The organism is Flavobacterium difficile, assembly GCF_011392115.1.
Taxonomy (GTDB): Bacteria; Bacteroidota; Bacteroidia; order Flavobacteriales; family Flavobacteriaceae; genus Flavobacterium; species Flavobacterium difficile.
The window spans coordinates 146662-166822 of record NZ_JAAJBT010000001.1; the positions used below are offsets into that span (position 1 = coordinate 146662).

The 20161-nt window shown below is 33.2% G+C and carries 17 protein-coding genes; 1 reads left to right on the plus strand and 16 read right to left on the minus strand.

Features of this window, described 5'->3' with window-relative positions:
* Positions 1-138 precede the first annotated feature (138 nt).
* Complete coding sequence (locus tag G4D72_RS00645) at positions 139-4983, plus strand: choice-of-anchor D domain-containing protein (protein WP_166075649.1); 4845 nt, start codon at positions 139-141, stop codon at positions 4981-4983.
* A gap of 75 nt (positions 4984-5058) precedes the next feature.
* Here G4D72_RS00645 and G4D72_RS00650 read toward each other — a convergent pair whose 3' ends face one another.
* The 16 genes from G4D72_RS00650 to aspS all read right to left on the minus strand — a co-directional run bounded on the left by G4D72_RS00650 (position 5059) and on the right by aspS (position 20125).
* A complete protein-coding gene (locus G4D72_RS00650; protein ID WP_166075650.1) occupies positions 5059-6426 on the minus strand; it encodes an NADH-quinone oxidoreductase subunit N in 1368 nt (455 codons plus the stop codon).
* A gap of 13 nt (positions 6427-6439) precedes the next feature.
* A complete protein-coding gene (locus tag G4D72_RS00655; protein WP_166075651.1) occupies positions 6440-7870 on the minus strand; it encodes a complex I subunit 4 family protein in 1431 nt (476 codons plus the stop codon).
* Positions 7870-9747: an NADH-quinone oxidoreductase subunit L gene (gene nuoL / locus G4D72_RS00660; protein WP_166075652.1), complete on the minus strand. Its 1878-nt coding sequence runs from the start codon at positions 9745-9747 to the stop codon at positions 7870-7872. Before nuoL ends, G4D72_RS00655 begins: the two co-directional genes overlap by 1 nt.
* Before the next feature lie 7 nt (positions 9748-9754).
* Positions 9755-10075: an NADH-quinone oxidoreductase subunit NuoK gene (nuoK, locus tag G4D72_RS00665; RefSeq protein WP_091310402.1), complete on the minus strand. Its 321-nt coding sequence runs from the start codon at positions 10073-10075 to the stop codon at positions 9755-9757.
* Positions 10075-10578, minus strand: coding sequence for an NADH-quinone oxidoreductase subunit J family protein (locus G4D72_RS00670; protein ID WP_166075653.1), 504 nt, complete (start codon positions 10576-10578; stop codon positions 10075-10077). The genes nuoK and G4D72_RS00670 overlap by 1 nt, the downstream gene beginning before the upstream one ends.
* Positions 10579-10580: 2 nt before the next feature.
* Positions 10581-11126: a NuoI/complex I 23 kDa subunit family protein gene (locus G4D72_RS00675; RefSeq protein ID WP_166075654.1), complete on the minus strand. Its 546-nt coding sequence runs from the start codon at positions 11124-11126 to the stop codon at positions 10581-10583.
* 7 nt (positions 11127-11133) lie between these two features.
* The gene (nuoH, locus tag G4D72_RS00680; protein ID WP_166075655.1) at positions 11134-12165 is read right to left on the minus strand and encodes an NADH-quinone oxidoreductase subunit NuoH; all 1032 of its coding nucleotides are present in this window, start codon (positions 12163-12165) and stop codon (positions 11134-11136) included.
* Entirely contained in the window at positions 12165-13184 is a 1020-nt protein-coding gene (locus G4D72_RS00685) for a 2Fe-2S iron-sulfur cluster-binding protein (protein ID WP_166075656.1), read from the minus strand. The genes nuoH and G4D72_RS00685 overlap by 1 nt, the downstream gene beginning before the upstream one ends.
* A 44-nt stretch (positions 13185-13228) precedes the next feature.
* Positions 13229-14593 (minus strand): NADH-quinone oxidoreductase subunit NuoF, encoded by a 1365-nt coding sequence (gene nuoF / locus G4D72_RS00690; protein WP_166075657.1) that lies wholly within the window; start codon positions 14591-14593, stop codon positions 13229-13231.
* Positions 14594-14597: 4 nt separating this feature from the next.
* Positions 14598-15128 carry an NADH-quinone oxidoreductase subunit NuoE family protein gene (locus G4D72_RS00695; RefSeq protein ID WP_166075658.1) on the minus strand — a complete coding sequence of 177 codons (531 nt, stop codon included), beginning with the start codon at positions 15126-15128 and terminating at the stop codon, positions 14598-14600.
* Between the two features lie 93 nt (positions 15129-15221).
* Positions 15222-16460 (minus strand): NADH-quinone oxidoreductase subunit D, encoded by a 1239-nt coding sequence (locus G4D72_RS00700; RefSeq protein WP_166075659.1) that lies wholly within the window; start codon positions 16458-16460, stop codon positions 15222-15224.
* A 1-nt stretch (position 16461) separates the two neighbouring features.
* Positions 16462-16989: an NADH-quinone oxidoreductase subunit C gene (locus tag G4D72_RS00705; RefSeq protein WP_166075660.1), complete on the minus strand. Its 528-nt coding sequence runs from the start codon at positions 16987-16989 to the stop codon at positions 16462-16464.
* Positions 16990-16991: 2 nt separating this feature from the next.
* Positions 16992-17540: an NADH-quinone oxidoreductase subunit B gene (locus G4D72_RS00710; protein ID WP_166075661.1), complete on the minus strand. Its 549-nt coding sequence runs from the start codon at positions 17538-17540 to the stop codon at positions 16992-16994.
* A gap of 16 nt (positions 17541-17556) precedes the next feature.
* A complete protein-coding gene (locus G4D72_RS00715; RefSeq protein WP_166075662.1) occupies positions 17557-17922 on the minus strand; it encodes an NADH-quinone oxidoreductase subunit A in 366 nt (121 codons plus the stop codon).
* 175 nt (positions 17923-18097) lie between these two features.
* The gene (locus G4D72_RS00720; protein ID WP_091310371.1) at positions 18098-18298 is read right to left on the minus strand and encodes a cold-shock protein; all 201 of its coding nucleotides are present in this window, start codon (positions 18296-18298) and stop codon (positions 18098-18100) included.
* Between the two features lie 72 nt (positions 18299-18370).
* The gene (gene aspS, locus G4D72_RS00725; RefSeq protein ID WP_166075663.1) at positions 18371-20125 is read right to left on the minus strand and encodes an aspartate--tRNA ligase; all 1755 of its coding nucleotides are present in this window, start codon (positions 20123-20125) and stop codon (positions 18371-18373) included.
* Positions 20126-20161 lie beyond the last annotated feature (36 nt).

A 20161-nucleotide genomic window follows, 5' to 3' on the forward strand; every position in this document is an offset into this window, starting at 1 on the left:
TTTTAGTTAGAATATAATTTATACTTTTAACATAATATTTGAATAAATTTCAAAAAAAATACATTTAATTAACTATTCAATAACACTAAAATAATATGAATGCAATGACCTAAGTTTAATCTCAAATCGCCTCAGATTATGAAAAAAAAAATTACTACTATACCTAAAAAACTATTTCTAATAATTAGTTTTTTTATTTTTACTGTTACAAGTTATTCTCAAAATGCAAATTTAGTCATTTTGGGAAATGCATTGCCAATTGCTAATGGAGATGTTACTCCAAGTTTAACTGATTTTACAGATTTTGGAAATGTAAATATTGGCTCTTTTCAAAACAATACATTTGTATTAAGAAATTCTGGAACTGGAGGTACTAATGCTTCAAGGCGTATCACTTTCGCTAATCCATCTGTAGTGATCAGTGGAGTAGATGCTGCCCAGTTTTCCATTATTTCTGGTCCCAATTCTGGAAATACATTAAATGGTTTAGGTACTGTTTTTTCTCCAAATTTAGTTGTACGTTTTACTCCACTAGGACCAGTAGGAGTTAAAAATGCTACAGTTACTGTAAGATATACAAATAATGCAGGAGTTTTAACTTATGTATATGCTATTAGAGGAACTGCAATTTCTCAACCAGAAATCGATGTACAAGGTAACGCAAATTCTATTGTAAATGGAGATGTTACTCCGTCTATAATAGATTTTACTGATTTTGGTACAACAGGAGTAGGAGCGGCTGTATCTAGAACATATGTAGTAAGTAATTCTGGATTTGCTACCTTAAATTTAGGTGGAATTATTTTTTCTGGAGCTAATCCTGGTGATTTTTCCATCACAACAGCTCCAGCATCTTCTGTAGCTCCAGGTGGTTCAACTTCTTTTACTGTAACTTTTAATCCCTCAATAATTGGAACCAAAACGGCAATTCTATCTTTTGTAAACAATGATTCAGACGAAAATCCATTTCTCTTTTCTTTATCTGGCGTTTGTATACAAACCTTTTTTGACAGTGACAACGATGGTGTTTTTGATAATATCGATATCGATGATGATAACGACGGAATTCGCGATGCTATTGAGGAAACAAATTGTAATAATGCTAACGGTCCTAAAGTCAATTATAAGTTTTTAAATGAAACTTTTGGAGCTGGTCTAAGAACTACAATCAATACAACTTATAATGCTATTACAACCTATTGCTATGAAAACGGGGTTGGAGCTGCAAATACTGTTGCTTGTCCTACGTTAAGTTCTATCGATCTAAATGATGGAGAATATGGTGTTTTTTCTACTTCACAAATCGCCTCTTGGGCTGCCGCTTATTGGCATTTAGGAGGTGATCATACTGGCGATCCAAATGGGAGAATGGCCATTTTTAATGCTTCTTATACTCCAGGTATTTTTTATACTGCTTCAATTACTGGTGCTTTGCCAAATATTCCAATTACATATAGTTTTTGGGTTTTAAATTTGGACAGAACTGATGCTCCAGGTATTGCTACGCGTTTAAGACCTAACGTTAGAGTTGAATTTAGAGATGTAAATAATAATCTTTTAACTTCAATTAGTACGGGTAATATCGCACCAACTACTGCTGGAAATTTGGCGGGCGATTGGTACCAATTTACGGCAAGTTTAAATTTAAATGTAGATGCTTTTAATGTAATTTTTATCAATAATGAAACAGGTGGTTTAGGAAACGATTTGGCGTTAGATGATATCTTAATTACACAAGCTTTATGTGATTTAGATTTAGATGGAGTGGCCGATGTTTTCGATTTAGATTCTGATAATGATGGTATTGAAGATATTATTGAAGTGGGTTTAGGAAATTTAAGTAATGGTAAAGGTAAAATGGATGTAGCTTGGATAGATGCCAATATAAATGGTTTACACGATGCTGCTGAAGGGTTATTAATTACTCCCGATTTTGATGGTGATGGTGCTCCAAATTATATGGATTTAGATTCAGACAACGATACTGTTTTTGATGTTGACGAATCTGGTGCAGGAAATACCAATGCAATTCCTGGTTTTATTAATGGTGATGGAGATATTACTGGCGATGGAAAAGGTGATGGTGCAGATACAGAAACGTTTAGAAGTAAAGATACTAACGGTGATGGTGTAGTTGAAGGTTATGGAGATGGTATTTTAGATGCATACGATTATGGTTTAAATAGTTACGGTAATTTAGATCAAGGTTCTATTATTGCACCCTTTTTAGATTTTGTATTAGACACGGATGGCGATTTATTTCCAAATTATTTAGACGTTACAAGTAATGGAATCTTTGATATTTCAACTACGCTTTATGCTGCTTTAGATGCCAATAACGATGGAATAATCGATGGAAATACAGATATAGATAAAGATGGAATTTTAGATGCTTTTGATACGAACATTGCTTATTTTGGATCGCCAAGAGATTTAAATAGAAAGCTCTTACTAGAATTTGATGGTAGAAACGATTACGCACAAAGTACAGCTGTTTTAGGTGGTTTGTCATCAGCTACATTAATGTCTTGGATTAATTTAGCCAACGGATTTAATACAGATGGTGTGATAATTGGACAAAATAATTTCCAATTAAAAATATCAAATATAAGAAGGTTACAAGCAACTGTTAACGGTACGACTGTTACTTTTAATACTGCTTTAAACACCAATCAGTGGTATCATGTAGCTGCAATTTATTCTGGAGGAAGTGTGAGACTTTATTTAAACGGATTGCAAGTTGCTTCACAAGCTTTAGCGGGTAATATCGCACCAGATGTATCTTTATTGACTTTAGGAAAAAATCCTACCAGTAACACTGAGTTTTTCAGAGGAAAATTAGACGAAGTGCGTGTGTTTAACATAGGGTTATCCAACACGCAACTACAAAGAATGGTTTATCAGGAAATTAAAGATAACGCTTCACAAGTTCGTGGAGAAATTATTCCCAAAGATATCGGCGTGCTCCCTTTTTCTAATTTAATTAGATACTACAGAATGGATGTATACAAAGATGATATTATCGACGATTTAACTACGCCAGCTATAGACTTAACTGGAACAAAAATATTTAATCATAAAGTGATAAATATACAACAAGCACCATTGCCTTTTTTAACAGAAAGAAATGGGGATTTTGCTACAGCAATTAACAGCCCAACTAAAGAAATTAGAGGAATGGATGCCATGGATTACGATTGGTCTATTGTTAATGTATCTCATACTATTACCGAAACTTCAAATTCTACCGATTTAGGATTACTAATAAATTCGGGTGCTTCTATTTTTATGAATAACGATACGAAATTACAAAACGATTGGTATTTGTTGTTAAACGGAAGTATCGATTTATCTGGTCGTTCTCAATTGCTACAAACTACTCTTAGCGATCTTGAACCTACAAGTGAAGGTTGGATCGAAAGAGACCAACAAGGATCTTCAAATTTGTTCAATTACAATTATTGGTCTTCGCCTGTGGGTCCAATTAATTCAAGTGTAAATAATAGTAATTATACGGTAGCAACTGTAATGCGAGACGGCACAAATGTGGCAAGTCCCACAGCCATTAATTGGGTGGCTGGTTATAATGGATCTCCAACAAATCCAATTAGTATAGCGCGTTTTTGGATATACAAATTTCAAAATATTTCAGGTAATTATGCCAATTGGACACAAGTATTAGAAACCGGGGCATTAAGTCCTTCACAAGGATTCACTATGAAAGGAAGTGGTGCTATTACTCCAAAACAAAATTATACATTTATCGGAAAACCATATAACGGCCCTATAACAAATCCTATTTCGGCAAATAATTTAAATTTAAGTGGAAATCCATATGCATCTGCTCTAGATGCCGATAAGTTTATAGACGACAATGTTAGTTCATTAGCGGGTCCGTTTGGTGCTACTAATGGTACTTTATATTTTTGGGAACATGCAGCGGTTAATAATACTCATATTTTGCAAGGATATCAAGGTGGCTATGCCGCATATACAAAAGTTGGAGGTACACCGCCAATTGCTCCTCCTGGAATTAGTGGTTTAGGTGGAAATACTAAATTAGCACAACGATTTATCCCTGTAGGTCAAGCTTTTTTCGTTTTTGGAAGTAGTTCAGGAGGAAATATTACGTTTAATAATTCGCAAAGAATATTTGTAAAAGAAGACGCTCCGTCATCCTTCGAAATGTTTAAAGTTACTAATCCAATTACAGAATCAAATCCGAATAATAGTACTAATTCTGATGATACTTTTATAACACATAATTTTGCCAAAATACGTATAGGTTTTAATTCTGCTAACAACTTTCACAGACAAATTTTACTTGGTTTTATGAATGAAAAAGCCTCTGACGGAATAGATGCAGGTTACGATGGTTTACATATTGACAATCAACCAAGCGACATGTATTTTTCATGTAATAATACGAATTTAATTATTCAAGGAGTTGGTTTTTTTGATGAATACAAAAGACATCCTATTTCGGTCAAAGTAGACCAAACAGGTATTGTTGAATTGCTTTTAGATGGTGTTGAAAATTTCGACTTAAACCGAAAAGTTTTCATTTTTGATAATCTTACAGGCTTGCATCATAATATTAAAAATCAGCCTTTTAGAGTTAAATTAGTTGCTGGTGAACATAACAATCGATTCTATTTAACTTTTAATAATAGAAATGGTATTGTAGCGACTGGAACAAATCTAGTTGAAACTTCAGCATTAGAGCAAACTAATACGTTGGAACTTGATGTTTTCTATCATGCTACTGAAAAAGTATTTAAAATTTCAAATCCAACTGGAAACAGCCAAATAACAACCGTAACTTTATACAATATGGTTGGACAAGTAGTAAATCTTTGGGATGTTAGAAACGAAGAGCAAAGCAATATGCAAATACCAATGAATACTTTTAGTTCCGGAGTTTATGTTGTAAAAGTTACTACAACTAACGGAAGTATAACTCATAAAATTAGTATAGATTAAATGTTAAATTGACCACTACAAAAAATCCCAACTTCTATTTTAAAAGTTGGGATTTTTTATATTTTCTAGTATAAATTATATAAGATTCATAATTGCATCTGGAAACAGACCAATAAGAACTAATAAAACAGTGGCAACAATTCCTACAATATAATATTCAGAATGGTTGGCAAATTCTTTACCATAAGTTGGTTCTTTTGTATACATTGCAACTACAATTTTGAAATAATAGAATACTGCAATCATAGAATTAATTATAGCAACAATAGCTAAACCAATAAATCCGCTTGTAATGATTTGATTTAATAAGAAAAACTTAGCAAAAAATCCAGCTAAAATCGGAATTCCAGCCATAGATAATAAAGCGATTGTCATGATAAAAGCCATTAATGGATTAGATTTTCCTAAACCGTTAAAGTTTTCTATTTGATCGTTATCTTCATTTTTTATTACAAATAAAATTACTGAAAATGCTGCTAAACCAGCAATAGCATATGAAGTAGCATAAAACAATAAATTATTTTCTGCAGCATTGATATTAAGTAGAGTCATTAACATAAAACCAGTATGAGAAATACCAGAATATGCGATAACTCTTTTAATTTTCTTCTGACGTAATGCCATTATATTTCCGAAAAGCATAGTTGCAATAACCACCACAATCATAACTTCAGTATAACGGTGCTCCATAGTACTGTTTAAAATTGTAATTAACTTGAAAAAAGAAGCCATGGCTGCAACTTTAGCCAGAGTACTCATAATTGCAGTAACTTGAGTTGGAGAACCTTCATAAACATCAGGTGCCCAAAAGTGCATTGGTGTAGCAGCTACTTTGAATAACATTCCTATAGTAATTAATATCACACCAATGTAAAACCAAAATTCTGTACTTGCTGAAATAGAGGCTTCATATAGTGTTCCTACATCGAAAGTTCCAGTTGCTCCGTAAAGCATTGTAATTCCGAATAATAAAATTCCTGATGCGAAAGAACCCATAAGGAAATATTTCATACCTGCTTCGTTACTTTTGATGTTTAACCTGTCGCTTCCTGCTAAAATGTATAAACCTATAGATAGCACTTCGATTCCTAAAAAGAACATTGCCATGTTACTAAAACTTACCATAGCTACTGCGCCAGAAAGCATAAATACTTTTATGGATATGAAGTCAGATAATTTAGAACTGTTTTTATAGCTCGGTGCGCTCATTAAAATTAAAAGAGCCGTTAATACTATAAATAAACTTGAAAAGTATTTGGCAAATTTATCGCTTATTATCATCGATTCATAACCAGTTATTTCAGGTAACTCACCGGCTAAGTTTACACTAAATAATGTCAATAATGCCACTATTGATACAGGAATAATAATCTTTTTTAGATTCATTATTTCTGCTAATAAACAAAATATACCGATTCCTATTATTGCAATTAATGTAGTCATTTTATGATGATTATTATTTAATTTGTGTTAAAATTGATTGTAAACTTGGCGTAATTAAATCGATAATTGGTTGAGGGAATAATCCGAAGAAAATAGTTAATCCTACCACAATTATTAAAACAATACTTTCTTGTTTTGATATTTTTTTAAATGATTTTGTTTCGCCACCTAACATTACTTTCTGAAACATTCTTAACATATAAAATGCTCCCAAAATAATCGTAGTTCCTGCTAGTACAGCATACCAAATATTTACTTTGAATAAACTGTATAGTAAATTGAATTCACCAATAAAGTTAAAAGTTGTTGGTAATGCCACTGAAGCCAACATAATAATCATAAACAACGATGCGAAATAAGTGTCTTGAATTCTAATTCCACCCATTTCTTTAATTTCATACGTGTTATATCTGCTGTATATTAATTCTACAACATAGAACAATCCCACAATTACAATTCCGTGTGAAAGCATTTGCAATACTGCACCTTGAAATCCTTCGAAAGTTAAAGAGTATAAACCTGCTGCAATTAAACCAACGTGAGACAATGAAGAATAGGCTAAGAATTTTTTAAGATTCTTTTGTTTTAAAGTAACTATTGCTCCATAAATAACTCCAGCTATAGAAATCCCAACAATATATGGAACATGAGCTTTTGCTACTTCATCAGTTAATGGTAATTGCCATCTTAAAACACTGTACAATCCCATTTTTAACATAATTCCAGATAATAACATTGTACCAACTGCTGGTGCTTTGCTATATGTATTCGCTTGCCAAGTATGGAATGGTATTAAAGGAATTTTAATCGCATATGCTAAAAAGAAAGCAATAAATAAATAGGTTTTCTCTGTTGTGGTTAATTGTAAAGCATACAATTTAGTAATATCAAAACTTCCACCTTTAGTGTACAAATAAATAAATGCCAAAAGCATAAATAACGAACCAGCAAAAGTGTAAATAAAGAATTTTAATATGGCTTTTTTACGTTCTTCAACATCACCATTACCCCAATTTAAAGCAATGAAATAAATCGGAATTAAAGCAATCTCCCAAAAGATATAATATAAAAACCCGTCAGATGCTAAAAAGGTTCCTGCCATTGCAAATCCCATAAACAACATCAACGCATAAATTGATTTTGAATTTTCGAATTTGGTGATAAATCCAGATAAAATAATTAATGGTAATAATCCTGTAGTTAACACCAACATTACTAAAGATAAACCATCAACATGTAAGGCGAAGTTTATATTAAGTTGTGAAATCCAAGGTAAGTTTACATCTAAATCTTCACCATTTTGAAATGCGTTTAAGCTAATTATTGTTGCTCCAAAAGCGGCAATACTTGAAATTAAAGCTGTTTTAGAAGCGAATTTATTTCCAGATAAATAGGTGACTAAAGCGCCAACTAATAATACAATTAAAACGATACTAATATCCATTATTTTACTCGAATTACAAATACATAAACTAAAAACCCAACCATTCCGAATATGAATGCAAATAAATACACACCAATATTACCGTTTTGAATTTTCTTTCCTTTTATAGATAATGCATAAGTGGCACCACCTAAACCAATAACTGCTTTTGAAATGAATTTCTCCACATATTTTTTAGCAAAATTGGAAATCATATAAATTGGTTTCACAATTGTTGCCATATAAATTTCATCTAAATAATATTTGTCCGATAAAACTTTATGTAAGCCTTGTACTTCAGAATCAGCTACTGGAATTTCTTTTTTCTTCAAATATTTAGCATAAGCAATACCAATTCCGACTAAAGCACCAACTGTTGCAATTGCCATTAACATATAAGCTTGTCCATCTAAATGATGTGCTTCATGTTTTTTGAATAAGGGAGCTAAATAATGGTTTAACCAACTGTTTCCTGGTAAGCTAATGGCTCCACCGATAGCAGCTAGAGCAGCTAAAATTACTAATGGAATGGTAATTAAAGCTGGACTTTCATGTAAATGATGTTTTTGTTCTTCCGTTCCTCTAAAGTCGTTGAAGAATGTTAAATACATCAGACGGAACATATAGAAAGCTGTCATTATTGAAGCTATCGAACCTATAACCCATAATGGAATATTTGCATGGAAAGCTGTCATTAATATTTCGTCTTTTGACCAGAATCCTGAGAAAGGAAAAATTCCTGAAATCGCTAGGGTTGAAATCATCATCGTCCAGAAAGTAATTGGCATTACTTTTCTTAAACCACCCATGTTTCTCATGTCTTGTTCTCCATGTAAAGCATGAATTACAGAACCTGAACCTAAGAACAAACAAGCTTTAAAGAAAGCGTGAGTAATTACGTGAAATACGGCTACTTCATAAGCGCCTAATCCTAAGGCTAAAAACATTAATCCTAATTGCGAAACTGTAGAATAGGCTAAAACTTTTTTGATATCGTTTTGAACTAAACCAATTGATGCCGCTACGATGGCAGTGATCGCACCAACTATAGCAATAACATTTTGAATTTCTGGTGTTAAATCAAATAAGAAATTCATTCTTGTAATCATAAAAATACCAGCTGTTACCATCGTTGCCGCGTGAATTAAGGCAGAAACTGGTGTTGGTCCAGCCATTGCGTCTGGTAACCAAGTAGCTAAAGGTAATTGTGCCGATTTTCCACAAGCGCCAATGAATAAACATAAAGCTGCGATTGATAAAAGGCTAGGTGTAATAAGATCTTTTCCTAATAAGGCTTTGATTTCTAAAAATTCTAAAGTTTGAAAATGGAAACCTAAGATAAAAATCCCAATTAAGAAACCTAAATCACCAATACGGTTCATAATGAAGGCTTTTTTTGCGGCATCATTATAATCTTGGTTTTTATACCAAAATCCGATTAGTAAGTAAGAACATAATCCAACGCCTTCCCAACCAATGAACATGATTAATAAGTTGCTTCCTGCCACTAATGCAATCATGAAGAATACAAACAAATTTAAATAAGAGAAAAATTTGTGCATATTTTCGTCTTCATGCATATAACTGATAGAGTATAAGTGAATTAAAGATCCAATTCCTGTTACAAACAATAACCATAAAACAGATAATTGATCGAATAAGAAAGAGAAATTTATTTTTATGTTTCCGATTGAAAACCAATCTGCAAGTTTGAAAGTAGCAATAGTTTCACCAGCATTAATCTGTGAAAATAAGCTAAGTGTACATAAAAATGAGATAGCAACAGCAGCTGTTCCAATTGCGCCAGAAACTGTTTTTCCTAACTTTTTTCCAAAGAAAAGTGTAATTAAGAACCCAGCAAGAGGTGCAAATAATAAGAGTAATATAGTAGTATTCATTTCAGAATTATCCTTTTAGATTTTTTAAATTATCGATGTCAATATTCCCAATATTTCTAAATACCGAAACTAATATGGCCAAACCAACAGCTACTTCTGCTGCGGCAACTGCCATTGTGAAAAATACAAACACTTGCCCTGATGGATCTTCATGATAAGAAGAAAAAGCCACTAAAAGTAAGTTTACTGCATTTAGCATAATTTCAATAGACATAAACATGATTATGGCATTTCTTCTGTATAAAAGACCAAACGCACCAATACAAAACAGCAATGCTGAAAGTGTAAGATAGTTTTCGATACCAACGTGTTCTAATATGTTCATAATTATATTTTTTCTTCTTTTTTAGAAATTAATACCGCACCAATCATAGATACTAAAAGTAGGATAGAAGCAAATTCAAATGGAACTTGATATTCGTTAAGTAAAACTTTACCTAATACTTTTATAGATTGATAATCAACTCCAGAATTCACATATTCAATATTTTCTGGTTGTGCTTTACGTAAGGCAGCAATTAATACTAAACCTAAAATACCAGCAGAAAAAACTGCGGCCAATTTGGCAAATAATGGTTTTTTAGTTTCATCATCATTATCTAAATTCATTAACATTAAGGTAAATAACAACAATACCATAATCGCTCCAGCATATACAATTATATGAACGATAGCTAAAAATTGTGAATTAAATAATAGGTAATGTCCTGCTAAGGCAAAAAAGCAAATGACCAAATAAATTGCACTGTGAATGGCGTTTTTACTAACAACTGTTAAGAAAGCAGTTCCCAGTGTTATGGCTGATAATATATAAAATACTATTTCTAACATAATTACTGTATTGTATTAGATTGGGTGTTTTTAATAGCCATGTCTAAAGGCATAACCAATTTGTCTTTTCCATAAATAAAGCTTTCTCTCTTGTATCCTGAAGCAACAATTTTTTTAGAAGTTGTTAAGTAAATAGCTTCTTTCGGACATGCTTCTTCACATAAGCCACAGAAAATGCAACGCAACATATTTATCTCATATATTTCTGCATATTTTTCTTCTCTGTATAGATTTTTTTCTTCTGGTTTACGTTCTGCTGCTTTCATGGTAATAGCTTCGGCCGGACAAGATAAAGCACACAATCCGCATGCGGTGCATCTTTCTCTACCTTGGTCATCGCGCATTAACATGTGTTGTAAACGAGCTACTTTGCTCATTTCACGTACTTCTTCTGGATATTTAATGGTCACTTTTCTTTTAAACAAATGTTTTAAAGTGGTCCATAAACCTTTCAGAATCGTCCAAACGTAAATTCGTTCTAAAAATGACATTTCCTTATTGGAAACTTGCATTTTTCTTCCTGATAATGATATTTGTTGTATTGACATTTCTTTATTAATTAAATAGAACCATTACAATTCCTGTTATAATAATATTAATAACCGCTAACGGGATTAATATTTTCCAACCTAAATGCATCAATTGATCGTATCTGAAACGTGGAATCGTCCATCTTACCCACATGTAGAAAAAGATAAAGAAACATATTTTTGCAAATAAAGTTAAGAAACCTAACAAAGCTCCAATGTTAATTCCCCAATTTTCATTTACCCATGCCATTCCAGGGAAGTGATACCCACCTAAGAATACAACTGCTAAAATCGTTGATGATATAAACATATTGGCATATTCAGCAAATAAATAGAATCCCATTTTCATTGAAGAATATTCGGTATGATAACCACCAATTAATTCTGATTCACATTCTGCTAAATCGAAAGGCGTTCTATTTGTTTCTGCGAAAGAACAAATTAAGAAAATTAGGAAGGCAAGTGGTTGGTAAAAGATATTCCATCCATCATTGGCTTGCATTACTGTAATGTCTTTTAAAGATAATGAACCCGACATCATTAAAATAGATATCATCGCTAATCCCATAGCTACTTCATAAGAAATCATTTGTGAAGAAGCACGCACAGCAGACATTAAAGAATATTTATTATTTGATGCCCATGCACCAATCATTATTCCGTATACTCCAATTGATAAAACTCCAAATATATATAAAATGGATACATCAATATCTGTAGCTTGTAAGGCTACTTTTCTCCCAAAAACTTCAATTTGATCTCCCCATGGAATTACTGCACTTGTAATTAATGCTGTACTCATGGCAATAGCTGGACCTAAAATAAATAAAAATTTATTCGGTGTATTAGGAAAAAATTCTTCTTTAGTAAATAATTTTGCTCCATCGGCAAGTGGTTGCAATAATCCACCCCAACCTGCACGGTTTGGTCCCACACGATCTTGTAAAAATGCAGCTACTTTACGTTCTGCCCAAGTCGAATACATCGCCATAAGCATAGTTAGAGCAAATACCGCTACGATAATTATACTTTTTTCTATGATAAATACGCTATCCATTACTTATTACTATTTTTTAATGGTACACCAGACATACTAATTTTAACACGATCTTCATCGCGACCTAAAAGTATGTTTTTCTCTGTTTCAATAATTACTTTCTCTAATGGACGTTTGTAATTGTTTTGATTGATTACAGAATCTTTATTGAATACTTTCGGACCTTCAATTGTCCAATCCGATACTTCTTTTTTATCGAAACGACAGGTGTTGCAAATGAATTCTTCTACTTCACCATATTGATCTTTTCTTCCTGTAACTCTTTGAATTTCGTTTCCGAACATCCAAACCGTAGTTTTTCCACAACATTTGTCACAATCTCTGTGTGCATTGAAAGGTTTATTAAACCAAACTCTACTTTTAAATCGGAAAGTTTTGTCTGTTAATGCCCCAACAGGACAAACATCAATCATATTTCCAGAAAATTCATTGTCGATTGCCGCAGATACACAAGTTGAAATTTGTGCATGATCACCTCGGTTTAAAACACCGTGAACTCTTTTGTCAGTTAGTTGATCAGCTAAAGTTGTACAACGTTGGCATAAAATACAACGGTTCATGTGTAATTGAATTTTATCACCAATGTTTTCTGGTTCAAAAGTTCTTTTTTCTTCAATGAAACGTGTTTCTGATTTTCCGTGTTCGAAACTTAAATCTTGTAAATTACATTCTCCAGCCTGATCACAAACTGGACAATCTAAAGGGTGGTTGATTAATAAAAATTCTGTTACTGATTTTCTGGCTTCAGTTACTCTTTCTGAATTTTTACTATTCACTTCCATACCATCCATACATCCTGTTACACAAGATGCCATTAATTTTGGCATAGGTCTTGGGTCGGCATCGCTACCTTTAGCCACTTCGACTAAACAGCAACGACATTTTCCACCGCTTCCTTTTAATTTAGAATAATAACACATGGCTGGTGGCACTAAATCGCCTCCAATCATACGTGCAGCTTGCAGGATCGTTGTTCCTGGTTCTACTTCAACGCTTTGTCCGTCTATGGTTACTTTCATGTTATAAATGTTTGATTCTTAGCGGAATCATTTTTGAGTTTTTATTAAACAGTTTGTTTTCCAATTAAGTGACGTACTTTTTCAAAAGGTTCGTTCACAAAATGGTTTCTATCTTTAATTTTTTCAGGGAATCTTACATGGTATTCAAATTCTTCTCTGAAGTGACGTATTGCAGCAGCTACAGGCCAAGAAGCAGCATCACCTAAAGGGCAAATGGTGTTTCCTTCAATTTTAGATTGAATGTTCCATAGTAAATCGATATCTTCTTCACGACCTTGGCCGTTTTCAATTCTCCATAAGATTTTTTCTAACCAACCTGTTCCTTCACGACAAGGTGTACATTGTCCGCAACTTTCATGGTGGTAGAATCTTGAGAAATTCCAAGTATTTCTAACGATACAGGTTGTATCATTATATACGATGAAACCTCCAGAACCTAACATCGAACCTGTTGCGAAACCTCCATCAGATAATGATTCGTAAGTCATTAATCGGTCTGTTCCGGCAGCAGTTTTGTATATTAAATGTGCAGGTAAAATTGGCACCGATGAACCTCCTGGAACTAAAGCCTTTAAAGGTCTGTCGTCAATCATACCGCCACAGTATTCGTCAGAATTCATGAATTCTTCAACAGTAATACCCATTTCAATTTCGTATACTCCTGGGTTTTTAATATGTCCAGAGGCAGAAATTAATTTAGTTCCTGTAGAACGTTCTAAACCAATTTTGGCATATTCAGCTCCTCCATTTAGTACAATCCAAGGCACAGCGGCAATAGATTCTACATTATTTACCACAGTTGGGTTAGCCCATAATCCTGAAATCGCAGGAAATGGTGGTTTGATACGAGGATTTCCTCTTTTACCTTCTAAAGATTCAATTAAAGCCGTTTCTTCTCCACAGATATAAGCTCCTGCGCCAACATGAACATATAAATCTAAATCGTAACCCGAACCTTTGATATTTTTTCCTAACCAACCAGCGGCATATGCTTCTTTAATGGCTTTTTCTAAAATTTTGAAAACCCACATGTATTCCCCTCTAATATATATGTAAGAAAGGTTACAACCTAGTGCGAAACTAGAAGTGATCATTCCTTCAATTAGAAGGTGAGGAATAAATTCCATTAAATAACGGTCTTTGAAAGTACCTGGTTCAGATTCGTCTGCATTACAAACTAAATGACGAGGTTTTCCCGACTTTTTATCGATAAAACTCCATTTCATTCCAACTGGGAATCCTGCACCGCCACGACCGCGAAGTCCTGAAGTTTTTACCTCTTCAGTAATATCGTCTGGTTGCATGGTTAACGCTTTTTCAACTGATTTATAACCGCCATTTTCGCGGTATACTTCATAGGTTTTAATTCCTGGAATATTGATTTTGTCTAATAATATTTTCTTTCCCATGATATTATTTATCGTGTAAAGTTATTTTTTCAGCTTTGCAATCTTCTATCAATTTGTCAAAAGAATCTTTTGATAGTTTTTCATGATAAAAATCGCCTAATTGCAACATTGGAGCATAACCACAAGCGCCTAAACATTCTACTCCAACTACTTGAAATAATCCGTCTGAAGTTATTTCTCCTTCTTTAACCCCTAATTTAGAACAAGCGTAATCCATTAAATCTTCTACACCACGAGTGGCACAACATGATGTTCTGCAAAATTCGAACATGTATTTGGCTACAGGTTTCGTATTAAACATAGTATAGAAAGTAACTACTTCGTATACTTCAATTGGAAGAATGTCTAAGATTTCAGCTACTTTTTGTTGTAATTCAACACTTAACCAATTGTCATGAGCGTCTTGAACTTCGTGTAAAACTGGAATTAAAGCCGATTTCTTTTTATCTGCAGGATAATGACTGATTAATTCGTTAATACGAGTCATTAACGCTTCAGTTATATTTATCTCTTGTTTGATATTTGATATTTCCATTTTTCTTTTTTGTATATTGTATAATGTAAATTGTATGTTGGTTTACATTATACGGATCTCATTATACATTTATTCAATATATCTTATACAATATTATGCGTCTAATTCACCTGCGATTACGTTAAGACTTGATAAAATAACAATCGCGTCAGAAAGCATTGCGCCTTTAATCATTTCTGGATACGCTTGGTAATAAATGAAACAAGGTCTTCTGAAATGTAATCTGTAAGGCGTTCTACTTCCATCTGTAACCAAATAGAATCCTAATTCACCATTACCACCTTCTACTGGGTGATATACTTCAGCAACTGGAACTGGAACTTCTCCCATTACAATTTTAAAGTGATAAATTAAAGCTTCCATATTATTGTATACGTCTTCTTTTGGAGGAAGATAATAATCTGGAACATCAGCATGATATACATTCCCTTCAGGCATTTTATCTAAAGCCTGACGAATAATACTTAAACTTTCCCAAACTTCTTGATTTCTAACACAAAATCTGTCGTAAGTATCTCCAGATTTTCCTACAGGAACATTAAATTCGAAATCTTCGTATGAAGAATATGGTTGTGCTACACGAACATCGTAATCAATACCAGCTGCTCTTAAGTTAGGACCTGTAAATCCATAAGCCATAGCGTCTTCTGCGGAAATAGCGCCAACATTGACAGTTCTGTCAATAAAAATTCTATTTCTAGTAAATAAATCTTCAAATTCTTTCCATGCAACAGGGAAATCTTTTAAGAAAGTATCTAATAATTCAAAAGCTCTTGGAGACCAATCTCTTTCGAAACCGCCAATTCTTCCCATGTTAGTAGTTAAACGAGCTCCACAAATTTCTTCGTAAATTTCGTAAACTTTTTCACGGAATTGGAATACATATAAGAAACCTGTGTAGGCACCTGTATCTACTCCTAAGATAGAATTGCAAATTAAATGGTCGGTTATTCTGGCTAATTCCATAACGATAACACGTAAATATTGTGCGCGTTTAGGAACTTCTATATTTAATAATTTTTCAATTGTCATCCACCAAGCCATATTGTTAATTGGTGAGGAACAATAATTCATACGGTCTGTAAGTGGTGTAATTTGATAAAACGGACGGTTTTCTGCAATTTTTTCAAAGGCTCTATGAATGTATCCGATTGTAGGTTCTGCATCTAAAATTCTTTCTCCATCCATTAATAAGATGTTTTGAAAAATTCCGTGAGTGGCAGGGTGAGTGGGTCCTAAGTTTAAAATTGCTAATTCACTTCCGTCTTCATTGTGACGTTCTTCGATATATTTATAATATCTGTGATCTGCTGCTAGTGTTACTTTTCCCATGTTAAATTGTTGTATTGTTAACAGTTCTACCAAAGAAACGGTCGTCTTTATCTGTTCTTCCTGAATCTTCCATTGGGAATTGTTTTCTCATAGGGAAAGAAACCATTTCATCCATATTTAAAATTCTAACTAAATTTGGATGACCATTGAATTGAATGCCGAAAAAATCGTATGTTTCTCTTTCCATCCAATCGGCACACTTATATAAAGATGTGATAGATTTTACTTCAGGAGTAGTACCGTTTAAAAAAGTTTTAACTCTAATTCTTTTGTTTTCAAACCAATTGTGTAAATGATAAACAACACAATATTGTTCGTTCACCTCACTATCTGGATAATGAATCCCACAAACATCAGTTAGAAAATTAAAGTTTAAAGAAGGTTCTTCTTTTAAAAATTTTATTACGTTATACACTACATCTGCATTCGCTTCTAAAACAAACATATCGTACTCCGTTCTGAAATACTTTACATGTTCACCAAAAGTTTGTTGCAACTTGTTTTGTATGTCTAATGATTCTAAAGCCATTATTATTCTATGTTATAGGAAGCCAACAATTCTTTGTATTCTTCAGAATGTCTTCTTCTTTGAGATTCACTTTTCACTAGTTCTTGTAATTGCATTACGCCATCAACAATTTGTTCTGGACGTGGTGGGCAACCTGGCACATAAACATCAACAGGAATTACTTTATCAATTCCTTGTAACACAGAATACGTGTCAAAAATACCGCCTGAAGAAGCACAAGCTCCAACAGCAATAACCCAACGCGGTTCTGACATTTGTTCGTAAACTTGACGTAAAATTGGCGCCATTTTTTTTGAAATCGTTCCCATTACTAATAACATATCGGCTTGACGAGGAGAAAAACTCACACGTTCAGAACCAAAACGAGCTAAATCGTAATGAGAAGCCATTGTTGCCATAAATTCAATCCCACAACATGAAGTAGCAAATGGCAAGGGCCATAATGAATTGGCGCGAGCTAAACCAACTACTTGATCTAGTTTCGTTGCGAAGAAACCTTCACCAGCATGCCCTTCAGGAGCGTCTACCATATTTACTTTATTCTTTTTCATATGTTCCAATGTGTTGTTATTCCCAAACTAATGCTTTCTTCTTAATTACATAGAAGAAACCAATTAGTAATAGAGTCATAAAAATAATCATCTTAATTAATCCATCTGCACCTAAATCTTTGAAGTTTACTGCCCATGGGTACATGAAAATAACTTCAACATCAAAAAGTACAAACAAAATAGCTACTAAAAAGTATTTTACTGAGAAAGGAATACGTGCGTTTCCTACAGATTCAATTCCGCATTCAAAACTTTTATCTTTGTTTGCAGAAGATCTTTTAGGGCCTAAAAGACTTGAGCCAAATATGGTTAAAGCAACAAACCCTACTGCAAGTAAAACTTGCATTAAAATTGGAATAAAATCGATTTGAGAATTTTGCATTTTAGTCTTAATTTGAAAATAGCTACAAAAATAATTTGTATTGCCGTATTATCAAAATTTAAACTCTATTAAGAATTGTATTTTTATTAAAATGAATACATTTATAATCATTCTAAATAAAAAAATAGCACAAAAAAAACGCTCCTTTATGGGAGCGTTTTTAGACGGTAATAAATTAATCGTTTAATATTACAACATTTGTTGCTACAATTCCTTTTCTTCCTTCTTCTTCTTCGTAACTAACACGGTCTCCTTCGTTTAAGTTTTCAACCTTGATTCCTGTAGCGTGAACAAAAATGTCCTTACCTGTATCTTCGTTAGTGATGAAACCAAAACCTTTAGTTTCATTGAAGAATTTTACTGTTCCTGTTTGCATTATATGCGTATTTAATTATTAATAATGAGCAAATATATACATTTATTCGACACAAGCAAGAAAATAGTGTTTTTATTTTGTGATATTTAACTTAATGCTTAATTCTTCTAGTTGTTTGTCATCAATCTGCGAAGGAGCATCAATCATGACGTCTCTTCCAGAATTATTTTTAGGGAACGCAATAAAATCTCTTATGGTTTCTTGTCCGCCTAAAATAGCAACCAATCTGTCTAACCCAAATGCTAAACCTCCATGTGGTGGGGCACCATATTGGAAAGCATTCATTAAGAATCCGAATTGATTTTCTGCTTCTTCTTTAGAGAAACCTAATAATTCGAACATTCTAGCTTGTAAATCTCTGTCGTGAATACGAATAGAACCTCCACCAATTTCATTTCCGTTTAAAACCATATCGTATGCATTAGCTCTAATTTTACCTGGTTCGGTAGCGATTAAATGCATGTCTTCTGGTTTTGGAGATGTGAAGGGGTGATGCATTGCGTGATATCTTTCCGTTTCTTCATCCCATTCTAGTAACGGGAAATCTAAAACCCAAAGTGGGGCAAAAACTTCTGGATTTCTTAAGCCTAAACGAGTAGCTAATTCCATACGTAAAGCAGAAAGTTGCGTTCTGGTTTTATCAGTATTTCCACATAACACAAAAATCATATCGCCTGGCTTTGCGCCTGTAATTTCAGCCCATTTTTTTAAGTCATCCTGGTCGAAAAATTTATCTACAGATGATTTTAAACTTCCGTCTAACTCATATTTACAATAAATCATTCCAGTTGCTCCGATTTGAGGACGTTTTACCCAGTCAATTAAAGCATCAATTTCTTTTCTGGTGTAAGAGGCACAACCAGGAGCAGCAATTCCTACTACAAATTCTGCGGCATTAAAAACTGGGAAATCCTTATGTTTGGTTACTTCGTTTAACTCACCAAATTCCATTCCAAAACGAATATCTGGTTTGTCATTACCGTAAGTTTTCATGGCATATTCGTAAGTAATTCTTGGGAATTTTTCTACTTCAATACCTTTTACTTCTTTTAATAAATGACGGGTTAAGCCTTCAAACTGATTCAAAATATCTTCTTGTTCTACGAAAGCCATTTCGCAGTCAATTTGTGTAAATTCGGGTTGTCTATCCGCACGTAAATCTTCATCACGGAAACATTTCACAATTTGGAAATATTTATCCATTCCACCAACCATTAGTAGTTGTTTGAAAGTTTGAGGCGATTGTGGTAACGCGTAAAATTGACCTTCATTCATTCTACTTGGCACTACAAAATCACGTGCGCCTTCTGGTGTAGATTTAATTAAATAAGGTGTTTCTACTTCACAAAAACCTTGGTTCGATAAATAGTTTCTAACTTCTTGTGTTACTTTATGACGAAATAATAAACTGTTTTTAACAGGATTTCTACGAATGTCTAAATAACGGTATTTCATTCTGATGTCTTCCCCGCCATCCGTTTCATCTTCAATGGTGAAAGGTGGTGTTTGTGAGTCATTTAAGATAGATAACTCAGAAACTAAAATTTCAATATCACCAGTTGGGATATTTTTATTTTTAGATTCACGCTCAATTACCGTTCCTTTTACCTGAATAACAAATTCACGGCCTAAAGACTTTGCTTTTTCGAATATGGCTTTGTCTGTTCTGGTTTCGTCTAAAATTAATTGTGTAATTCCATAACGGTCACGCAAATCCACCCAAATCATAAATCCTTTATCACGTGTTTTTTGCACCCAACCGGCTAAGGTAACTTCCTGATTAATATGTGTAGCATTTAATTCGCCACAAGTAAAACTTCTAAACATTATTTTTTATTTTTTGCAAAAGTATAATAAATTTAA